The 17,636-nt window shown below is 63.8% G+C and carries 15 protein-coding genes; 6 read left to right on the top strand and 9 right to left on the bottom strand.

Features of this window, described 5'->3' with window-relative positions:
* The first annotated feature begins 61 nt into the window (after window positions 1–61).
* Window positions 62–1,003, top strand: a complete 942-nt coding sequence (locus PGC08_RS04440) for an endonuclease/exonuclease/phosphatase family protein (RefSeq protein ID WP_009883964.1) — start codon at window positions 62–64, stop codon at window positions 1,001–1,003.
* Between the two features lie 22 nt (window positions 1,004–1,025).
* Here PGC08_RS04440 and PGC08_RS04435 read toward each other — a convergent pair whose 3' ends face one another.
* Window positions 1,026–2,216 (bottom strand): MarP family serine protease, encoded by a 1,191-nt coding sequence (locus tag PGC08_RS04435; RefSeq protein ID WP_101557029.1) that lies wholly within the window; start codon window positions 2,214–2,216, stop codon window positions 1,026–1,028.
* A 5-nt stretch (window positions 2,217–2,221) separates the two neighbouring features.
* Window positions 2,222–3,523, bottom strand: a complete 1,302-nt coding sequence (locus PGC08_RS04430; protein WP_271709614.1) for a PrsW family intramembrane metalloprotease — start codon at window positions 3,521–3,523, stop codon at window positions 2,222–2,224.
* Between the two features lie 876 nt (window positions 3,524–4,399).
* On the opposite strand from PGC08_RS04430, the gene PGC08_RS04425 reads away from it, so the two are divergent.
* Window positions 4,400–5,530, top strand: coding sequence for an Ig-like domain-containing protein (locus tag PGC08_RS04425; RefSeq protein WP_271709613.1), 1,131 nt, complete (start codon window positions 4,400–4,402; stop codon window positions 5,528–5,530).
* A complete protein-coding gene (locus tag PGC08_RS04420; protein WP_271709612.1) occupies window positions 5,476–6,357 on the top strand; it encodes an LPXTG cell wall anchor domain-containing protein in 882 nt (293 codons plus the stop codon). The genes PGC08_RS04425 and PGC08_RS04420 overlap by 55 nt, the downstream gene beginning before the upstream one ends.
* A gap of 23 nt (window positions 6,358–6,380) precedes the next feature.
* On the opposite strand, the gene PGC08_RS04415 is transcribed toward PGC08_RS04420, so the two are convergent.
* Window positions 6,381–7,103, bottom strand: a complete 723-nt coding sequence (locus tag PGC08_RS04415) for a TioE family transcriptional regulator (protein ID WP_271709611.1) — start codon at window positions 7,101–7,103, stop codon at window positions 6,381–6,383.
* 73 nt (window positions 7,104–7,176) lie between these two features.
* On the opposite strand from PGC08_RS04415, the gene PGC08_RS04410 reads away from it, so the two are divergent.
* On the top strand, window positions 7,177–7,647 hold the full coding sequence (locus PGC08_RS04410; protein ID WP_271709610.1) for a DUF6194 family protein: 471 nt from the start codon (window positions 7,177–7,179) through the stop codon (window positions 7,645–7,647).
* Window positions 7,648–7,687: 40 nt separating this feature from the next.
* Here PGC08_RS04410 and PGC08_RS04405 read toward each other — a convergent pair whose 3' ends face one another.
* From PGC08_RS04405 to PGC08_RS04380, 6 genes are read right to left on the bottom strand one after another with little or no spacing between them, the layout of a single operon-like run.
* Window positions 7,688–8,476, bottom strand: coding sequence for an HpcH/HpaI aldolase family protein (locus PGC08_RS04405; protein ID WP_271709609.1), 789 nt, complete (start codon window positions 8,474–8,476; stop codon window positions 7,688–7,690).
* On the bottom strand, window positions 8,461–9,246 hold the full coding sequence (locus PGC08_RS04400; protein ID WP_009883957.1) for a fumarylacetoacetate hydrolase family protein: 786 nt from the start codon (window positions 9,244–9,246) through the stop codon (window positions 8,461–8,463). Before PGC08_RS04400 ends, PGC08_RS04405 begins: the two co-directional genes overlap by 16 nt.
* A 12-nt stretch (window positions 9,247–9,258) precedes the next feature.
* Window positions 9,259–10,371, bottom strand: coding sequence for a 3,4-dihydroxyphenylacetate 2,3-dioxygenase (hpaD, locus tag PGC08_RS04395; RefSeq protein WP_096158303.1), 1,113 nt, complete (start codon window positions 10,369–10,371; stop codon window positions 9,259–9,261).
* 11 nt (window positions 10,372–10,382) lie between these two features.
* Entirely contained in the window at window positions 10,383–11,888 is a 1,506-nt protein-coding gene (gene hpaE / locus PGC08_RS04390) for a 5-carboxymethyl-2-hydroxymuconate semialdehyde dehydrogenase (RefSeq protein ID WP_271709608.1), read from the bottom strand.
* Window positions 11,885–12,622, bottom strand: a complete 738-nt coding sequence (locus tag PGC08_RS04385) for a GntR family transcriptional regulator (RefSeq protein WP_271709607.1) — start codon at window positions 12,620–12,622, stop codon at window positions 11,885–11,887. The genes hpaE and PGC08_RS04385 overlap by 4 nt, the downstream gene beginning before the upstream one ends.
* A complete protein-coding gene (locus PGC08_RS04380) occupies window positions 12,619–14,100 on the bottom strand; it encodes a fumarylacetoacetate hydrolase family protein (protein WP_135446810.1) in 1,482 nt (493 codons plus the stop codon). Before PGC08_RS04380 ends, PGC08_RS04385 begins: the two co-directional genes overlap by 4 nt.
* Before the next feature lie 174 nt (window positions 14,101–14,274).
* On the opposite strand from PGC08_RS04380, the gene PGC08_RS04375 reads away from it, so the two are divergent.
* The gene (locus PGC08_RS04375; RefSeq protein WP_240513760.1) at window positions 14,275–15,612 is read left to right on the top strand and encodes an MFS transporter; all 1,338 of its coding nucleotides are present in this window, start codon (window positions 14,275–14,277) and stop codon (window positions 15,610–15,612) included.
* Window positions 15,613–15,691: 79 nt separating this feature from the next.
* The gene (locus tag PGC08_RS04370; RefSeq protein ID WP_271709606.1) at window positions 15,692–17,593 is read left to right on the top strand and encodes an FAD-binding monooxygenase; all 1,902 of its coding nucleotides are present in this window, start codon (window positions 15,692–15,694) and stop codon (window positions 17,591–17,593) included.
* The last annotated feature ends 43 nt before the right edge of the window (window positions 17,594–17,636 follow it).

Genomic DNA, 17,636 nt, shown 5'->3' with positions numbered 1-17,636 from the left:
GAGACACGTCGCATGATGTACCCAGCATGAGGACAGACTCAGCGGTTAAGATTCTTAATCGATGAACCAGGAATATCCTCACCCCAGAAAAACGCATAGCCCGGCCAAGGGGATCACTGCGCTGATCTTCGGCGTAGCCTATGCGGCGTTTCTCCTGCTCCACCACCTGTTGCCCGCCAGGATGGGTATTGCGCTGCTCATCGAGAGCATCCTGCCGTGGACGGGAGTCTTCCTGGCCCTCGTCCTGCTCATGTTCCTCATCCGCTTCTCGGTGCTCTCAGCGATCGGCTTCCTGGTGCCGACAGTGGTCTGGGCCTCGATGTTCGGATCCGCGGTGATTCCTGCCGGAGACAGCGGCGGAGCTGATCTCACTGTCGCCACACACAATGTGGGTGCCAGACTGCCTGAACCCACAGCGGCGGCGCAGAGCCTCGTCGATGCCGACCCGGACATCGTCACGATCCAGGAGCTGGAGTCACTGTCGGGCAAGATCATCCACAAGGAACTCGATTCCTCGTTCGAGCATTCGCGGGTCGTCGACACGATCGGGGTGTGGTCGAAATGGCCGATGTCCGAGCCCGAAGAGGTGGACCTGGGACTGCAGTGGCCGCGCGCCTTCGCCACCACAGTGTCCACAGACCATGGCGACATCAGGTTCTACTCCGTGCACATGCCTTCGGTGCGCCCCGGCCATGAGGCCATGCGCAATGCGGCGATCCGCCGATTGGCCACAGAAGTCGAAACCGATGAGGCCGAGCACGTCATCGTCGCCGGTGACTTCAACACCGCCACGACGGACACCAACTTCTCGACCCTCTCTCCCCCACTGGAGGACACTCGGGTCGAAGCCGGCGGTGGATTCGGCTTCACCTGGCCTGCTCGTTTCCCCGTCACCCGGCTCGACCATGTCCTCTACCGCGGGTTCGACGCCACCTCAGATGAGGTTCTCGATCGCGGCTCAAGCGACCACCGTGCAGTCGTGGCCGGGCTCGACCTGAAGTAGCCGGCTCAGCCGATACACGGTCTCAGCCGGTGCATTGGCCCGTCGGCTGCGGGGCTCGGCTCTGGGCACCCGCCTGCAGTTCATCGCTGATCTCCGCGCGGGTGAGGGCATATCCGGTCTCGTCATCGGTGGCGGACCGGGCGAAGACCATCCCGACGACGTCTCCGCTGTCGTCAAGCAGCGGACCGCCCGAATTTCCTTCGCGCACGATGCCGCGGACCGAATACACCTCGCGCACCACGGAATTCGAATCGTAGATGTCGAGGCCGCGGGCGTCGATCTTCTCACGCACTCGCGAGGGAGAAATCGTGTAGGGCCCATTCTGCGGGAAGCCGGCGACCACGGAGTCATCTCCTGGCCCCAGCGCATTGCCGAAGTCCAGAGCCGGAGCGTCGAGGTCTGGAACCCGCAGGACGGCCACGTCGGCCTCGGGATCGAATTCCACCACCTCGGCGGAGTAGGGCCGGCCCTTGCCGCCGACTTGGACGGCGAGCTCAGTCGAACCGGCCACGACGTGAGCATTGGTGGCGATGAGCCCGTCGCTGTAGACGAATCCTGAACCTTCGGATCCTGCCGGGCAGGTAGTCGCGGCGGTCGTGATCTTGACGACCGATTCCTCGACGCCGCGGCCGACGTCGACCATCGCGGAGTCGGGTTCGCCGACTCCACGGATCTGTTCCGCCTGACCGGCGAAGACCTGCGGGAACCCTGTGGCTTTGAGACCCTTGGAGATATCGCCCAGCGCGTTCTGTGAAGAGTACGGGATCGTCTGGTCGAAGGCTGCGATGACCGATGAGTCGGCAACCCACCGGTTCGGTTCGACCCACGGAGTGGTGCGGATGAAACCTGCCGCCAGCCAGATGACGAGGACATAGACAACGCCGGCGGTGACCGTGCCGCCGATCGAGTCGATGCCCTGCCCGAGTTCTGAGTCCATGGATCGTTTGATCCACGCGCCGACCCCGTTGCCGGAGAAGGCGAACAGGACGCTGAGAACGAGCGGCATCGATGCTAAAAGGATGACGACGCCCGGGTTCTCCATGGCCTGGGTGCCTTCGCTCAGGCTCTCGACCAGCGGCGAGAGCAGCCGACCGACGATCCAGCCGACCACGAAGCCGGCGGCTGTGCCGAGGCCGATGATGAACCCCTGGCGGAACCCGGAGAAGAGCGCAGCGATCCCCAGGACGATGATGATGACGTCGACGAGTGCCACGGGAGTCAGCGGACCACGCTTCTCGAGGCGGCGAGAAGACGATCGCGGGCGGAGGAGAACTTCTTCAGCTGAAAGCTCTCGATATCGCGTTCCTTCTGGCCGCCGACTCCGGCCAGGAGTCGCATCCGAGTCGTCGAGAGATCTCCAGACGTACGGATCATGGTGCGCATCTCCTCCTTGCCGCCGGGGAAGCTGTCGGCCCAGCGCTTGCCGAACTTACGACCCTTCCATGTGGCCAGCATGTCGACCTCGGAATGGGTGAGCCATCCTGTGTTCGCGTAGTCACCGAGCATGTTCTGCGTATGCAGGCGTTCGCTGCTGCGCAGGAGCAGCCCGAGGACAATCCACAAGGTCGTGAGGATGGTGCTGAGGATGATGAGACCGACGATCGACACGATCGCAGGGAAATGGCTGAGCGCGGTCATGGTGCCGTTCCACAACGCGTGCAGAAGCATTCCGACCAACAGACCGGGAAGCCACATCAGGATGATCGCCCACCACTGCCACTTGCGGGCGGCGAAGCCGATCGTCACGCCAGCACAGGTGGAGAACGTCGTGTGCAGCAGTGGTGAGAGTACGCAACGCAAGACGAATGTCTGCAGAAGATTCTCGCCGCTCTGTTCCCAGGCTCCGCCGAGGTAGAGGACGTTTTCGGTGAAGGCGAAGCCCGCGCCGATGAGGGCACCGTAGACGAGTCCGTCGAGAGGGCCTTCGAAGTGGCGGCGAGCGGCGAGAACGATGACGACGAGCAGCACAGTCTTCGTCGTCTCCTCGACGACCGGAGCCTCGACGACGGCACCGTAGGCATCGGGCAGAGCACCGACACCCGCGAAGAAGAGTGCGACCTGGCCGACGATGGAGAACACGAGTGTGAGGATGACGGCAGCGACGGCACCCCAGAGGAGGCACAGGCCGAGGATGATCTTCGGCTGGGGCTTCCAGCGATCGAGCCAGAGCACGTAGGCGATGATTCCGATCAGTGGAAGCGCCGAGAGCGCGACCAAGGCGAAGAGCCTGACGCCGAAGCTCAGTCCCCCGATGAGGGCAAGGATCAAGAGACCGATGAACAGGCCGACCACCGCGAGGATGGCGATGACCAGACGGATGATGTTGGCGGTCGACCCGGGCTCTTCCTCCGGCTGAGATTGGCGCACAGCCCCGGTCCACGGAGTCTCCGAGACCACCTGCTGAGGCGCCTGCATATGTGCCCGGACGCGCATCTCCTGAGTCACGGTCGGCGCGAACCGCGCCTGCTCGTAGACGCGTCGCTGCATCGGCGGCTGGCCGTGCATCGGTGGCTGGCTCATCGGTGGCTGATTCACTGGGCCGCCGAGGTGGGGGTTGCCCTGGCCTCGGGAGGCAGGGTTCATCCCCGGCTGAGGAATCTGCCGAGGCGGCTGCTGCGGTCCGGGTCCCTGTGTTCCGGGTCCGGGCCTCTGTGTCCCGGGGCCAGGCTGCTGCGGACGAGGCCGAAATCGGTCGTTGTTCGGGCGCTGTGGCGGAGGTCCCTGTTGCATCGGGGGCCCCTGCATTGGTGGTCCCTGTTGCGGCGGCCTCTGTTGCATGGGAGGCCCCTGTTGCATAGGAGGACGCTGCTGCGGCATCTGCCCCTGCCCCTGTGGCGGCATCTGCCCCTGCTGCGTCGGGGGCCCTTGGGGCGGCATTCCCTGCTGGGGCGAAACAGCAGGGTTCCGGGGGTCGGCGACCCGAGGCGGTTGCGCGCGCGGAGGCATGGGATTGCCCGGGTGCGCGTTCTGCTGCGAGTCGGGGCCGTTTCCGGGGCCCGCCTGATCCGACATATATCGTCCTTCTTTGTGTGGAGTACACCGCTGTGCCAAGTTTACGGTCCAATGCTGACGCCAGACCCAGAATGGTGTTGCCGTACCGCAACAGTCTCTGACTTTCGACGGCCGACTCACGTTCGCCACCCTGTGGACGAATCACCACTCGCAGGGCCACCTCGGCGAGGGACAGCCGCGAGAACATCGGTCGGCACCCGATCGATCACAACGATACCTGCCGTGAACTGGGACGATGCAAACCAGCTGACTCGACTGTCTGTCCACAGTCGTGCTGCAGTCGACATCGACTGATGTTCGTTTCCCTGTGGACGGGCCGGGGTGAATTCACAGGCAGATTTTCTGCCCTGGTCAGGCTCGACCCCCTCGCCGTGGAATCAGGGTATGACTACTCGCAGACGCTTCACACTCCGCTCAGCTCTCCTCTTCATGGTCCTGGCTCTGGCCTCACTCATCGGACTCGGGCCGGCCATGGCTCAGGGGCCGCCCGCCTCGCTCGGCGAAGTGCCGATACTCAAGGCCAGCGAGGCCTATGGTCCCGGCATCTGGCATCACGCGCCGCAGGGCAAGACCTGGTACGGCTCCTACCGAACGTTCAAGAGCACGCAGGCGTACTGCATCGATGCCGGCAAACAGTCGCCCCTGCCCAAATACTTCACGGATGCAAAACCGGAGAAGATCACCACGGCGCAGACGGCATGGGCGCTGCACGAGTACTCCGGGTCCAAATCGGCCGATGTGCAAGCCGCCTTGAGTGCGCTGGCGCGACTGGATGAGACGATCCCACACGATCACAAGGTACCGCCGCAGAAGCCAGGCGATCTGGGGAAGAAGTTCAAGGGGGCAGCGAAGCAGTTCTCGAAGATCAGCGCCGAGGCGAAGAAGCTCGCGGGCCCGTATACCCTCGACGTCACCCTGACCCCAGTCCTGGACATGCCGGTACTCGAGCCGTACGGCAAGGATGCCCCCGGCGACGGTGATTTCGCACGAGTCGACGACGACAAGGATGAGAATAAGAAGGCTCAGCTCCCCACAACTGGTGACCTCTCGCTCTCGGTGTCCCTGACCAGCGCCTCCGGCAACGCGGTGCCCGGCGTTCCCATCAAGCTCGACGTCAGCGGATCCACGGACGCACCGACAAGCCTGACCAGCGAGGCCGAACCTGTCGTCACCGTTCTCAAGCCTGAGGCACCCGGCACTGTCACAGCCAAGGCTTCGGCCAGCCTCGCACCAGAGACCGTCCTGCTCTATGAGCCCCAGAAGACCAAGCGGGTGCAGCGAGTGATCACTCCGGACGAACCAGTCGAGGTCTCTGCCAAGGCGAAGATCGATCTGGTCTCCCAGCCTCGTGTGTCCACCGAAATCTCCGATCAGACTCCCGAGCCCGGCGATTCCATCACGGACACGTTCACGGTCTCCGGCTTAGTCGGTGACCACACGGTCACCGTCGAGCACGAGCTGTGGCAGACGGGCTCGACACCGAGCTCGGGAAGAAGAACGACGACGCCGAGGTGATCGCCGAGGTGACCTCGGAGAACGTCGGTAACGGTACGCACCGATCAGAAGCGATCACAGTCCCTGAGGACTTTCACGGGTGGATGTACTTCACCGAAACGATTGCCGGTGACAAGTCCACGAAGGAATGGAAGGGCAGCCACGGTCAACCTCGAGAGACCGGCTTTGTTCCGTGGGCCCCCAGTGCCGAGACGGAGGCGGTCCTCGATGTCACCTCCGTCCACGACGAAGTCACGGTCAACGGTCTGCGCCCGGGTGGTGAGGCAGTGATCACGATGACGGCCTATCACACGGAGTCCGAACCCGAACAGTCGAAGGACATCAGCGGAGAAGAGATCCACTCCCAGGACATCACCGTCATCGGGGACGAGAACGGCACCGCGACAGTGACTTCAGAGACCATCGACATGCCCGTCGGCTGGGTCACCTATGTGACCACGATCCAGGGCAATGACGATCACCTGACGTGGACGAGCGAATGGGGTATTCCCGCCGAAACCGTGCACAGGCCACCCGAGGAACCTTCCACTCCCCCGGCACCGCCAGAACCGACGCCACCGGAGCAGCCCTCGACCCCACCTGAAGAGCCCACCACGCCGCCAGCGCCGCCAGCACCACCGGAGGCACCAGAACCCCCGGCGCCTCCAGCCGAACCAGAGCCCCCGGTCGAACCGGTCGCGGACACACCTGCGGCCCCTGCTCCACCGGCCCAGCTGCCGCGGACAGGAACCACGGGCAACGGAATGCTCATCGGTGCCGGAATCTTCCTCATCGGCCTCGGAGCCACGGCTCTGATCATCACCGGCAGCCGTCGAAACAGAGAGTGAGGAGAGTCAGCAACTGAAAAGGATCAGCGGTGGCCCGGGTCGACCAAGTCGGCCAGGACGCTTCCGGCCCGGAACAGGGCCAGCGTCCGCCGGGCCACCGCTTCCAGCCGTTCGTCAAGAGCCGCCAGAGATCGGCTCGCATCACCGAGGTCGTGCAGTGCCCCGATCGCTTCCACGACCTCGGGTATCCGATAACCGCCTGCCCGCAGTGCCGCTGTGATCCTGGCGTCCCGTATGGCCGTTGCCCGATAGACCCGGGCAGTCTGAGATCGAGCTTCCACTCGATCGGGACTCACCAGCCCCTCCTTCTCCCAGAACCGCAGGGTCGAAGGCGGCACGCCGAGGGCCTGCGAGAGCTCGGTGATGGTCATCGACTCGCGTGCAGACGATCCTCGTTCCGCAACGGCGATCTCGGTCTCAGTCTCTTTGCGAATCGAGGTCAATACCGTCTTAGCTGCGACTACCTGTCTGCGTTCTTCTTCGAGGGAATACCCGAGTCCGCTGATGAGTGCCGCTGACTCGATGAGAGGCAGATGCTGGACCTTGGACATCACATCTCGAGCAAGCACCGGTCCCACTGCACTGGCAAGCTCACGGTAGGCGAGAAGCGCACTGAGGTGAAGTGACGAGAAGCACCGATATCCGTTGGGCAGCCGTGTGGCGGCGGGAATCACTCTGAGGCTTTCCAACTGACGGATCTGCTGCACGGAATACCCGCTGACCTCCGCCAACTTCAAGGTTCTCATCGTCTCTCGCTCTCAATCACCTGCCCGAAGACCCACTAACCCGACATAAGCACTTCAGGTTCATACTTCAAGCATGAGTATGCATGACTACCTTGAGAGAGCCCGAGAATTCGAAGGTGTGTTGGAGTTGGCTCCAGAGGAGGGTGGTCCGTTTCCAGAGATCGCTTGGGGTGACCATTTCTTCTACTACGCTCCAGATGGCCAGACTCCCCAACAAGGCCAGCCCTTCGCCACCTTTGTTACGAAGGACTACCCGGACGATGCGCTCTCCGAACTGGATCGGGCGGGTCGCTGGCGTCTGAACATCCATGTCGGCCGGCACCGATTCGTCTCACTCACCGGTGAGGAGCCGCGCCTGAGCAGTGACAATGCGGGTACCGTCTGGGACTTCGCTGCCACCGATACGGTGATTCCGCATCCGGTGTATCGGGCACAGGGGTGGATCGCCGTCGTCACCCCGAGTCGGGACTCACTGGCAGTTATCGTCAGCCTGCTCGAGCAAGCTCATGCAGATGCAAAACGGCGCTGGCACCGTATTAAGTAGGTGCCAGCGCCGTGCTGTTAAGCAGAAGCTCAGCTGTCGATCAGTCCTGAACCCACGTCTTCGCCCAGGCACGGGCACCGTTCATCATCAGGCCGACATCGGCACCGACGAGGACGAACGAAGCACCTGCGTCGAGATACTTCCGAGCCTGATCGGGGTCGAAGGCATTGACGCCGACAAGCTTGCCGGCGGCCTTGACTGCGTCGAAGGTCCGCAGCACCGCATCGGTGACATCCGGGTGCGTCTGCTGCCCGAGGAGACCCATCGATGCCGCCAGGTCCGAGGGCCCGACGAAGACCGCGTCGACACCGTCGACCGCAGCGATCTCCGCTGCATTGTCGACTGCGGTGGCCGACTCGATCTGCACGGTCAGAGACACAAATTCTTCGGCCCGAGCCAGGTAGTTCGGCACTGCGTTCCACCGGGAGGCCCGTGCCAGGGCCGATCCCACCCCGCGCACACCGCGCGGTGGGTAGTAGACGGAACGCACGGCCGCCTCGGCGTCGGCAGGGGTATCGATCATCGGCACGAGCAGGTTCTGCGCGCCGAGGTCGAGGTACTGCTTGATGAGCACCTGATCGTTGACGGGCACTCGCACGACAGGGGTCGCGGGGTATCCGTTCATCGCCTGGAGCAGGCTGGTCGTGATCTGAAGGTCGATGGGCGAATGCTCGGCGTCGATGAGCACCCACTGCATCCCCGAGGCCGCGGCGATCTCCGCGGCCACCGGCGAGCCGGAGCAGACCCACATTCCGGCCAGATGCTCCCCCGCACCCAGCTTCGCCACACGCTGGGTGAAGGTCCGCGGCAGCTCTACTTGAAACGGCATGTGATGACTCCCAAGTCTCCGTAGTCGGCATGGACGGTATCGCCCGGGCTGACCCACATGGGGCGGGTGAAGGACCCGGCGAGAACGGTCTCCCCGGCCTGCAGGACATCGCCGTGCTCGGCGAGCTTGTTCGCCAACCACACGATTCCGCGGGCCGGGTGGTCGAGGACTGCGGCGGCGAGGCCGGAATCCTCGATCGACTCATTGCGATAGAGCAGCGCACCGACGCGGCGCAGATCAACCGCGTCGACTGCCACCGGACGTCCGCCGAGGACCATGGCCCCCAGCGCAGCGTTGTCCGAGATCGTATCGACGATGGTGCGGCCCTCCATCTCAATCCGTGAGGACAGCACCTCGAGCGCCGGCACCACGTACTCGGTGGCGCGCAGGACATCGATGAGGCTGATGTCGGGCCCGCGCAGCTCGTCCTTGAGCACGAAGGCGAGTTCGACCTCGACGCGCACGCCCGAATACTGCGAGTGGTCGATGACCGAACCGGTGTCATAGACCTGGTCGGCGAAGATCGCACCGTAGTCGGGCTCGCTGATCCCCGTCGCCTGCTGCATCGGCTTCGAGGTCAGACCGATCTTATGACCGATCAGCCTGCGACCTGATGCCTCACCTCGGCGACGCCATTCGTTCTGCACGGCGTAGGAGTCCTCGACGGTCATGTCGGGGTATTTGGCCGTGAGCAGACCGATCTTCGACCGGTTCTTCTCCGCATTCGCCAGATCGTCGGCGATGGCCGCGATCGTTGTCTCATCGAGCATGTGCGCGTCTCCTCAGAGCTGGTGGCCCAATTTGAACTCGTCTTCTCCGTCGTCAGCACCGGAATGTGCCCCGAAGTCGCTTTCGGCGTTCTCACGGCGGGTGTAGGAGAACCCGTCGGCGCCGATCGTGACGTCCATTTCGGAGTCGTCGGTGCGCTGCGTCAGCGACACCGGGTTGCCGTCGAGGTCGAGGACCGTGGAGGCGTCGGTGTACCAGGACGGAACGACCGGGTTGCCCCACCAGTCACGGCGCTGGTTGTCGTGGACGTCCCAGGTCACGCGCGGGTTGTCGGGGTCGCCGGTGTAGTAGTCCTGCGTGTAGATCTCGATGCGGTGACCGTCGGGGTCGCGCAGATAGAGGTAGAAGGCGTTCGAGACGCCGTGGCGGCCCGGTCCGCGTTCGATCGCGTCGGAGAGGCGCAGCGCACCGAGCTTGTCGCAGATGGCGAGGATGTTGTGCTTCTCGTGCGTGGCGAAGGCGACGTGGTGCATGCGTGGTCCGTCGCCACCGGTCATCGCCGTGTCGTGCACGGTGGGCTTGCGGCGCATCCACGCCGCGTAGACGGTGCCTTCGTCGTCCTGGATGTCCTCGGTGACGCGGAAGCCCAGGTTCTCCATGTAGTTCACGGCCTTCGGCACGTCCGGGGTGACCTGGTTGAAGTGGTCGATGCGCACGAGCGCGCCCGGGGAATAGAGGTCGTAGCGCCAGGCCAGACGTTCGACGTGGTCGACCTCGTAGAAGAATTCGTAGGGGAAGCCGAGGGGATCCTGGACGCGCACCGAATCACCGATGCCGGCGACGAATCCCTCCTTCTTCCGCACGACCGGGCAGCCGAGCTCACGGTAGTACGCCTCGGCGGCGTCGACGTCTTCGGGGCTGCGCACGCGGTAGGAGAATGCGGCCACCGCGGCAACCGGGCCCTGGCGGAGGATCAGGTTGTGGTGGATGAACTCCTCCATCGACCGCAGGTAGACGGTGTTCTCGTCTTCCTCCGTGACCTGGAGGTCGAGCACATCAACGTAGAAGTCGCGCGACTTCTTCAGATCGGTGACGACGAGCTCCATGTAGGCGCACCGCAGAATGTCCGGGGCTGGAACTGATGGGACTGGGATTGTTTGGGACATGTGTTTTCCTCTCACTGCTTCCCGAAGACTGGGTTGTGGACCTCGCCGAGGTTGATGTGCACGGACTGCTGCTCCGTGTAAAAGTCGATCGACCGGTAGCCGCCCTCGTGACCGAGGCCCGATGCCTTGACACCGCCGAAGGGAGTGCGCAGGTCACGGACGTTGTTCGAGTTCAGCCACACCATTCCGGATTCGACGGCCTGCGAGAAGTTGTGCGCCCGCTTGAGGTCTGAGGTCCAGATGTAGGCGGCCAGACCGTACTTCGTGTTGTTGGCCAGCTGCAGCGCCTCTTCGTCTGATTTGAAGGGTGTGATCGCGACGACGGGGCCGAAGATCTCCTCCTGGAAGATCCGCGCATCCGGTGCGACGTCGGCGAAGACGGTCGGTTCCACGAAGTTGCCGGTGTCGAAGCCTTCGGGGCGGCCGCCGCCAGCGACGAGGCGAGCCTCTTCCTTGCCGATTTCGACGTAGGACATGACCTTCTCGTAGTGCTCGGGGTGAACCAGTGCGGCCACCTCGGTGCTGGGATCCGAAGGCAGACCCACCTTCACGCGCTTGGCCTGAGCGGCGTAGCGTTCTACGAACTCGTCGTAGACGGACTCTTCGACGAGGATGCGCGAACCGGCGGTGCAGCGTTCGCCGTTGAGGGAGAAGACGCCGAAGACCGTGGCGTTGATCGCCGCGTCGAGGTCGGCATCGGCGAAGACGACAGCAGGTGACTTGCCGCCGAGCTCCATCGACAGGCCCTTGAGCCAGGGAGCGGCGTTGGCGAAGATCGTCTGACCGGTCGTCGACTCACCGGTGAAGGAGATGAGCGGGACGTCGGGGTGCTTGACCAGGGAATCTCCGGCGAAGCCCTCCTCGCCGTAGCCGTTGACCATGTTGAACACGCCCTTGGGCAGTCCGGCCTCTTCGAAGATGCCCGGCCACAGCGACGCTGAGAGCGGGGTGAACTCGGCAGGCTTGAGCACGACGGCGTTGCCGGTCGCGATCGCCGGAGCCAGCTTCCACGACTCGAGCATGAACGGCGTGTTCCACGGGGTGATGAGTCCGGCGACACCGATGGGCTTGCGGTTGACGTAGTTGGCCTGGCGGCCGGGAACCTTGAACGCGTCGTCGACCTGGGCGACGATGAGGTCGGCGAAGAAGCGGAAGTTCTCCGCGGCACGATTGGCCTGGCCCTTCGCCTGGGTGATCGGCAGACCGGAGTCGAAGGACTCCATCTCGGCCAGTTCCTGGCTGCGGGTCTCGGCGATATCGGCGATCTTGTTGAGCACGCGGGCACGCTCACGTGGGAGCATCGTCGACCATGGGCCTTCGTCGAAGGCCTGCTTCGCCGAGGCGACGGCGGCGTCGATGTCGGCCTTCTTACCCGATGCGGCCTTGATGTAGGGCTCGTTGGTCACCGGGTTGATGACGTCGAACTCCTCACCGTCGATCGAATCGACGAATTCGCCGTTGATGTAGTGACGGATCTTCTCCGGCAGGTTCGCTGGAGCTGGCGTGGACGCGGTCATGACTTGTCCTCTTCTCTGTCGATGATTCCTGTGCTTGCAGGGGTATCGGTGGTTTTGGCTTGGGCTTCTTGGTAGCTGGCGAGGGTCGTCGAGCGGTGATTTCTCACGACCCGTTCGATCTCCTCCGCCGAGGCGCGGGCTCGGATGAGTGCGACGATCCTGGCGTGCTCGTCGACCGATCCGCGTGCCCGTTCGGGCACGAAGGAGAAGGTCGAGTTGCGCAGGTGAGCCAGTCGGTCCCATTCGACGGCCACCAAGCTGTGCAGCCGTTCGTTCGGGCACCGGCGGAACAGTGCCGCGTGGAATTCGTGGTTGAGCCGGGTGAACTCGGTGGGGTCGAAGTCGGTGAGCAGATCACGCATGCGCTCATTGATCTCATCCGCCTCGGCCAGGTCATGCTCGTCCAGGAACTCCAGCGCCTGCGCGGTCGCGGCTCCCTCGAGGATCGCCACGGCCTCCATCGACTGCGCGTAGGAGCTCTGGTCGACCATGGCCACGCGGGCCCCGACATTGCGTTCGAAGGTCACGAGCCCGTCTGCTTCGAGCCGGCGGATAGCCTCCCTGACCGGGACGACGGAGGTGTCGAGCTCGAGCGCGATCTGAGCCAGAACCAGCTTGTGCCCGGGTTCGAAGGTCTGATCTGCGATGCACTTTCGGATCCAGCGGTAGGCCGTCTCGGCCTTGCTCAGCGAACTCGATCCCAGCGCCGCGTCGACTGTTCCAGCCGAGGTCATCGCGCGGCTTTCCAGGCTTCGAACTTCTCTTTCCATTCGCCCTTGGGTGGGAACAGCGACTCGATCGGGTTGCCGGCAGCAACCTGCTCGGCCACCCATCCGTCCTCGATCTCCTTGGCCAGCGCCGCATCGACGACTTCCTCGACGAGGTCACGTGGGATGACGATGACTCCGTCGTCGTCTCCGACGATCACGTCACCGGGCAGCACTGTGGCGTTCCCACAGGCCACGGCCACGTCTGATTCCCATGGGACATGCTTGCGGCCGAGCACGGCAGGGTTCTTCGCCGTCGCGAACACGGGAAGGATGCCGGCCACCTCGGCGGAGTCGCGGACTCCCCCATCGGTGATGACGCCGGTCGCGCCCTGGGACTTGGCCCGCAGTGCGAGCACGTCGCCCAGCGTTCCCGAACCGGCTTCGCCGCGTGCTTCGATGACGACGACCTCACCGGAGCGCAGGGTGTCGAATGCCCGCTTCTGGGCGTTGTACCCGCCGCCGTGGGACTTGAACAGGTCCTCACGGTTGGGCACGAAGCGCAGTGTCTTCGCCGTGCCGACGACCTTCGAGCCGGGCACGAGGGGTGAGACGCCTTCGATGACGACATTGTTGAGTCCGCGCCCGCGCAGCTGCGCGGAGAGACCAGCAGTCGGAGCCTCGGTGAGCTTGGCCCGGAGGTCTTCGCTCAACGGGTTGGCGGCCGATTCCTCCGGTGCCAGACCGGCTTCCTCCCGCGATCCCCAGGCATCGGCCTGCAGTGCTTCGGTCACGGCCGGTGTGCTGCCCAGCTTCGGATCGAATTCGCCCGCGCCCTCGACGACGTTCGTGACGAGGCGACCCGAGCTCAGTTCTGCTCCGGTGCTCGCCGAGGTGGCGCTGACCTCGACCTCGACCGTGTCCCCGGGAGCGACGACGCTCGATCCCGCGGGGGTGCCGGTGAGGATGACATCACCGGGTTCTAGGGTCATGTGCTGGCTGAGATCGGCGACGATCTGGGTCAGGGGGAAGATCAGCTGCGCGGCACTCGTGCCGTCGTCCTGCTTGACCTCGCCGTTGACCCAGGTGCGGATGCGCAGTGACTGGGGGTCCGCCTCGGCGGCGGGGATGATGTTGGGGCCCATCGGCGTGTAGCCGTCGCGGCTCTTCGATCGCAGATTCGACCCCTTGTCGGGGGCCTTGATGTCGTAGAGGCCGAAGTCGTTGGATGCGGTCACGCCTTCGACATAGGACCAGGCCTCGTCGGCGCTGACCCAGCGGGCCGCGGTGCCGATGACGATGGCGATCTCACCTTCGAAGGCGAGCAGCGAGGTTCCGGCCGGACGCTCGATCGCATCTCCCGATGCGGCCAGGGAACTGGTGGCCTTGAGGAAGTAGGACGGCTGGGCCGGCCGTTTGCCGCGCTGAGCAGAACGCGACTCGTAGGCCACATGGACGGCAATGATCTTGCCCGGACGGGCTGGAAGACCAGCTGGAGTCGACATCGATCTCACACCTCATTTCGATTAGCTTTCACCCAGATCGTATATGATACGGTTCCGGAGAACAAGTAGTCCGCGTCACATGATTGAGGTCACGTCAGCGTTCCTGCACTGCGATCTCTGACCCATGTGACGACAGCACTAACGCAGCAGTCTCAATGCGACACAGGAGTCATAGTGAGTAAACAGCACACCCAAGGCAGGGTGGCATTCGCGACCGTCGTCGGCACCAGCATCGAGTGGTATGACTACTTCCTCTATGCGGCGGCCTCGGGGCTGATCTTCAACCAGCTCTTCTTCGGCCCCCTGGGTTCGACGCTGTCGACCATGGTCGCCTTCGCCACCGTGGGCATCAGCTTCCTGTTTCGCCCCCTGGGCGCTTTCCTCGCCGGCCACTACGGCGACAAGCTGGGGCGCCGAGTCGTCCTCATCATCACCCTCATCGCAATGGGCGCAGCCACAGCCCTGATCGGCTTCCTGCCGACCTACGAGTCGATCGGAATCGCAGCACCTCTCCTCCTCATCCTCCTGCGCATCATCCAGGGCATCTCGGCCGGCGGCGAATGGGGCGGAGCCGTCCTCTTAGCCGTCGAACACGCGGAGGTCAAGCACCGCGGACTGCGTGGATCCTTCCCGCAGATCGGCGTCTCCATCGGCCTCATCCTCTCCTCCGGCGTGCTCGCCCTGATGACGGCGATCGCTCCCGGCGACGCCTTCCTCGAGTGGGGCTGGCGAGTGCCGTTCTTCCTCTCGATCCTGCTCGTCGCGGTCGGATACTGGATTCGCCGCGGAGTCGAGGAGTCCCCCGTCTTCCACGAGATCGCCGAGCGCAAGGAGCAGGTTGCCAACCCGCTGGGCAAGCTCTTCAAGAGCCACTGGCTCCTCGTCATCCTGGCCTCGCTGGTCTTCGTGGGCAACAACGCCGCCGGCTACATGACCACCGGCGGCTACATCCAGAACTACGCCACGGACCCTGCCGGCCCGATCGGACTCGAGCGCGGTCCGGTGCTCTGGGCGGTCTCCGCCTCCGCGGTGTCATGGCTGATCTTCACGATCGTCGCCGGTGCGGTGTCGGACAAGATCGGGCGGAAGAATACTTACCTGCTGGGCTGGATGCTGCTACTCATCGGCATCTTCTCCCTCTTCCCCCTGGTCAACACCGGCAGCATCTGGATGCTCTTCCTCGGCCTCGTCATTCTGACTGTCGGGCTCGGGTTCACCTACGGGCAGCAGCCGTCGATGTATGCCGAGATCTTCCCCTCCAGCGTGCGCTTCTCGGGGGTTTCGGTGTCCTACGCGATCGGGTCGATCCTCGGCGGTGCCTTCGCACCGACGATCGCGAAGGCCCTGGTGTCGGCCACCGGCACGACCACCTCGGTGGCCATCTACCTGGCGCTCGTCACCCTCGTCTCGTTGGCCGCCACACTGGCCCTGCGCGACCGTTCAGGCATCCCTCTCGGACCCGCTCACGAGGAAGAACAGTCTGTGAGCCCGATCATAGGCGTGCGGTCATGATGACCTGAGTAACACTAAATCGTATATGAACTGCTAATATTGAGAAGTCACGAAGACGTGTGATGAACCGGAGGTTGACATGCATTTTCACCAGCACGGCTATGTGTCCGCAGACCCGCGGATCGAAGCTGCAGCAGGTTATGGAATCGATCGTCCCGCTGATCTGCCCGATGAGGTCGATGTCCTCATCGTCGGCAGCGGACCGGCAGGGATGGTCGCCGCAGCTCAGCTGTCACAGTACCCAGGGGTGAACACCCGACTCATCGAGAAGCGGGACTCGCGCCTGGTCATCGGACAGGCCGATGGCATTCAGGCACGCTCGGTCGAGACGTTCCAGGCGTTCGGATTCGCCGAGGAGATCATCCGCGAGGGTTATCACATCATCGACATGTCCTTCTGGAACCCGGACCCGGAGAACCCCGAGCACATCATCCGCACGGGACGGCCGAAGGATGACGAGACCGGAATCAGCGAGTTCCCACACCTCATCGTCAACCAGGCTCGTGTCCTCGACTACTTCGCTCAGTTCGCCAAGCAGTCCCCCGGGCGCATCGAGCCCGACTACGGCATCGAGTTCGTCGATCTCACGATCGACGAGGACTCTGCGTCGAAGCATCCAGTCAGCGTCACCGTCCGCTATACCACCGGCGAGCGCGCGGGTGAGGAACGCACCATTCGCGCCGGTTATGTCGTCGGCTGCGACGGTGCCCGTTCGGGCGTGCGCAAGTCGATCGGTCGCACGATGACCGGTGACCAGGCCAATCACGCCTGGGGCGTCATGGACGTGCTCGCAAACTCCGACTTCCCCGATATCCGCAACAAGTGTGCCATCTCCTCCAAACACGGCAACATCCTTCACATCCCCCGCGAGGGCGGGCACCTGTTCCGCATGTACGTCGACCTCGGCGAAGTCCCCGAGGATGACGCACGCAAGGTGCGGCAGACCAGCGTCGACGAGATCATCGATCGCGCAAACGCCATCATCAAGCCCTACAGCATCGACGTGAAGAACGTCGCCTGGCACAGCGTCTACGAGGTCGGGCACCGACTCACCGACGCCTTCGACGACACCGATGACACCACTCCCGGATCACCCTGCCCACGCGTGTTCATCACCGGCGACGCCTGCCACACGCACTCGGCGAAGGCCGGTCAGGGCATGAACGTGTCGATGCAGGACGGGTTCAACATCTCGTGGAAGCTCGGCCAGGTGCTGTCCGGACGTTCCTCGCAGGAGCTGCTGCGGACCTACTCCGCAGAGCGTCAGGTCACGGCGAAGAACCTCATCGACTTCGACAAGGAATGGTCGACACTGATGGCCACTCCGCAGGAGGAGCTGCCCGACGAGACCTACCTGCAGGACTTCTACGTCAAGACAGCTGAGTTCCCCGCAGGGTTCATGACCGAGTACACCGAGTCGATGATCACCGCGTCCACCGCACACCAGGAGCTGGCCACCGGCTTCCCCGTGGGCAAACGGTTCAAGTCGGCCAGGGTTCAGCGCAACTGCGACGCCAACTACATCCACCTCGGCCATCGGGCGCGAGCGGACGGCCGCTGGCGCGTCTATGTCTTCGCCGATGCTCCGACACCAACCGATGCCACCTCGTCAAAGGTCGCCGAACTGGCCGACTGGCTCAATGCCGATCCGGCCTCGCCGTTGGTCAAGTACCGTCGTGCAGGCGAGGACCTTGACAGTCTCCTCGAGCTCAGCGTCATCTACCAGCAGGGTCACACTGAGTTCTCCTTCCCCGATGTGCCGACAGTCTTCCGTCCGCACGTGGGCGAGTTCGACCTTGAATATGTGGAGAAGATCTACGCAACTCTCGACGGTGAGGACATCTTCGAGGAGCGCGGGATCAGCCGTGACGGCGCCGTGGTCGTGGTCCGTCCCGATCAGTACGTCTCGGGTATCTTCCCCTTGGATGCCCATGACGAGATCGGCAGCTTCTTTGACGGAGTGTTCGTCTCCGAGCAGTGACTCATAGGTTCTAGTCACTGGTCTGCTCTAGTCACGAGTCGGT

The sequence above is a fragment of the Brevibacterium sp. BDJS002 genome, from assembly GCF_028201555.1.
Classification (GTDB): domain Bacteria; phylum Actinomycetota; class Actinomycetes; order Actinomycetales; family Brevibacteriaceae; genus Brevibacterium; species Brevibacterium aurantiacum.
The sequence above is the reverse complement of the archived record's forward strand: the minus strand, read 5'-3'. Positions and strand labels throughout refer to the sequence as shown.

Excerpts from the sequence above, each read along its gene's own strand:
- PGC08_RS04440 (WP_009883964.1), top strand. The coding sequence starts at position 62 with ATGAACCAGGAATATCCTCACCCCAGAAAAACGCATAGCCCGGCCAAG.
- PGC08_RS04430 (WP_271709614.1), bottom strand. The coding sequence starts at position 3,523 with ATGAGCCAGCCACCGATGCACGGCCAGCCGCCGATGCAGCGACGCGTC.
- PGC08_RS04425 (WP_271709613.1), top strand. The coding sequence starts at position 4,400 with ATGACTACTCGCAGACGCTTCACACTCCGCTCAGCTCTCCTCTTCATG.
- PGC08_RS04415 (WP_271709611.1), bottom strand. The coding sequence starts at position 7,103 with ATGAGAACCTTGAAGTTGGCGGAGGTCAGCGGGTATTCCGTGCAGCAG.
- PGC08_RS04410 (WP_271709610.1), top strand. The coding sequence starts at position 7,177 with ATGAGTATGCATGACTACCTTGAGAGAGCCCGAGAATTCGAAGGTGTG.
- PGC08_RS04405 (WP_271709609.1), bottom strand. The coding sequence starts at position 8,476 with ATGCCGTTTCAAGTAGAGCTGCCGCGGACCTTCACCCAGCGTGTGGCG.
- PGC08_RS04400 (WP_009883957.1), bottom strand. The coding sequence starts at position 9,246 with ATGCTCGATGAGACAACGATCGCGGCCATCGCCGACGATCTGGCGAAT.
- hpaD (WP_096158303.1), bottom strand. The coding sequence starts at position 10,371 with ATGTCCCAAACAATCCCAGTCCCATCAGTTCCAGCCCCGGACATTCTG.
- hpaE (WP_271709608.1), bottom strand. The coding sequence starts at position 11,888 with ATGACCGCGTCCACGCCAGCTCCAGCGAACCTGCCGGAGAAGATCCGT.
- PGC08_RS04385 (WP_271709607.1), bottom strand. The coding sequence starts at position 12,622 with ATGACCTCGGCTGGAACAGTCGACGCGGCGCTGGGATCGAGTTCGCTG.
- PGC08_RS04380 (WP_135446810.1), bottom strand. The coding sequence starts at position 14,100 with ATGTCGACTCCAGCTGGTCTTCCAGCCCGTCCGGGCAAGATCATTGCC.
- PGC08_RS04370 (WP_271709606.1), top strand. The coding sequence starts at position 15,692 with ATGCATTTTCACCAGCACGGCTATGTGTCCGCAGACCCGCGGATCGAA.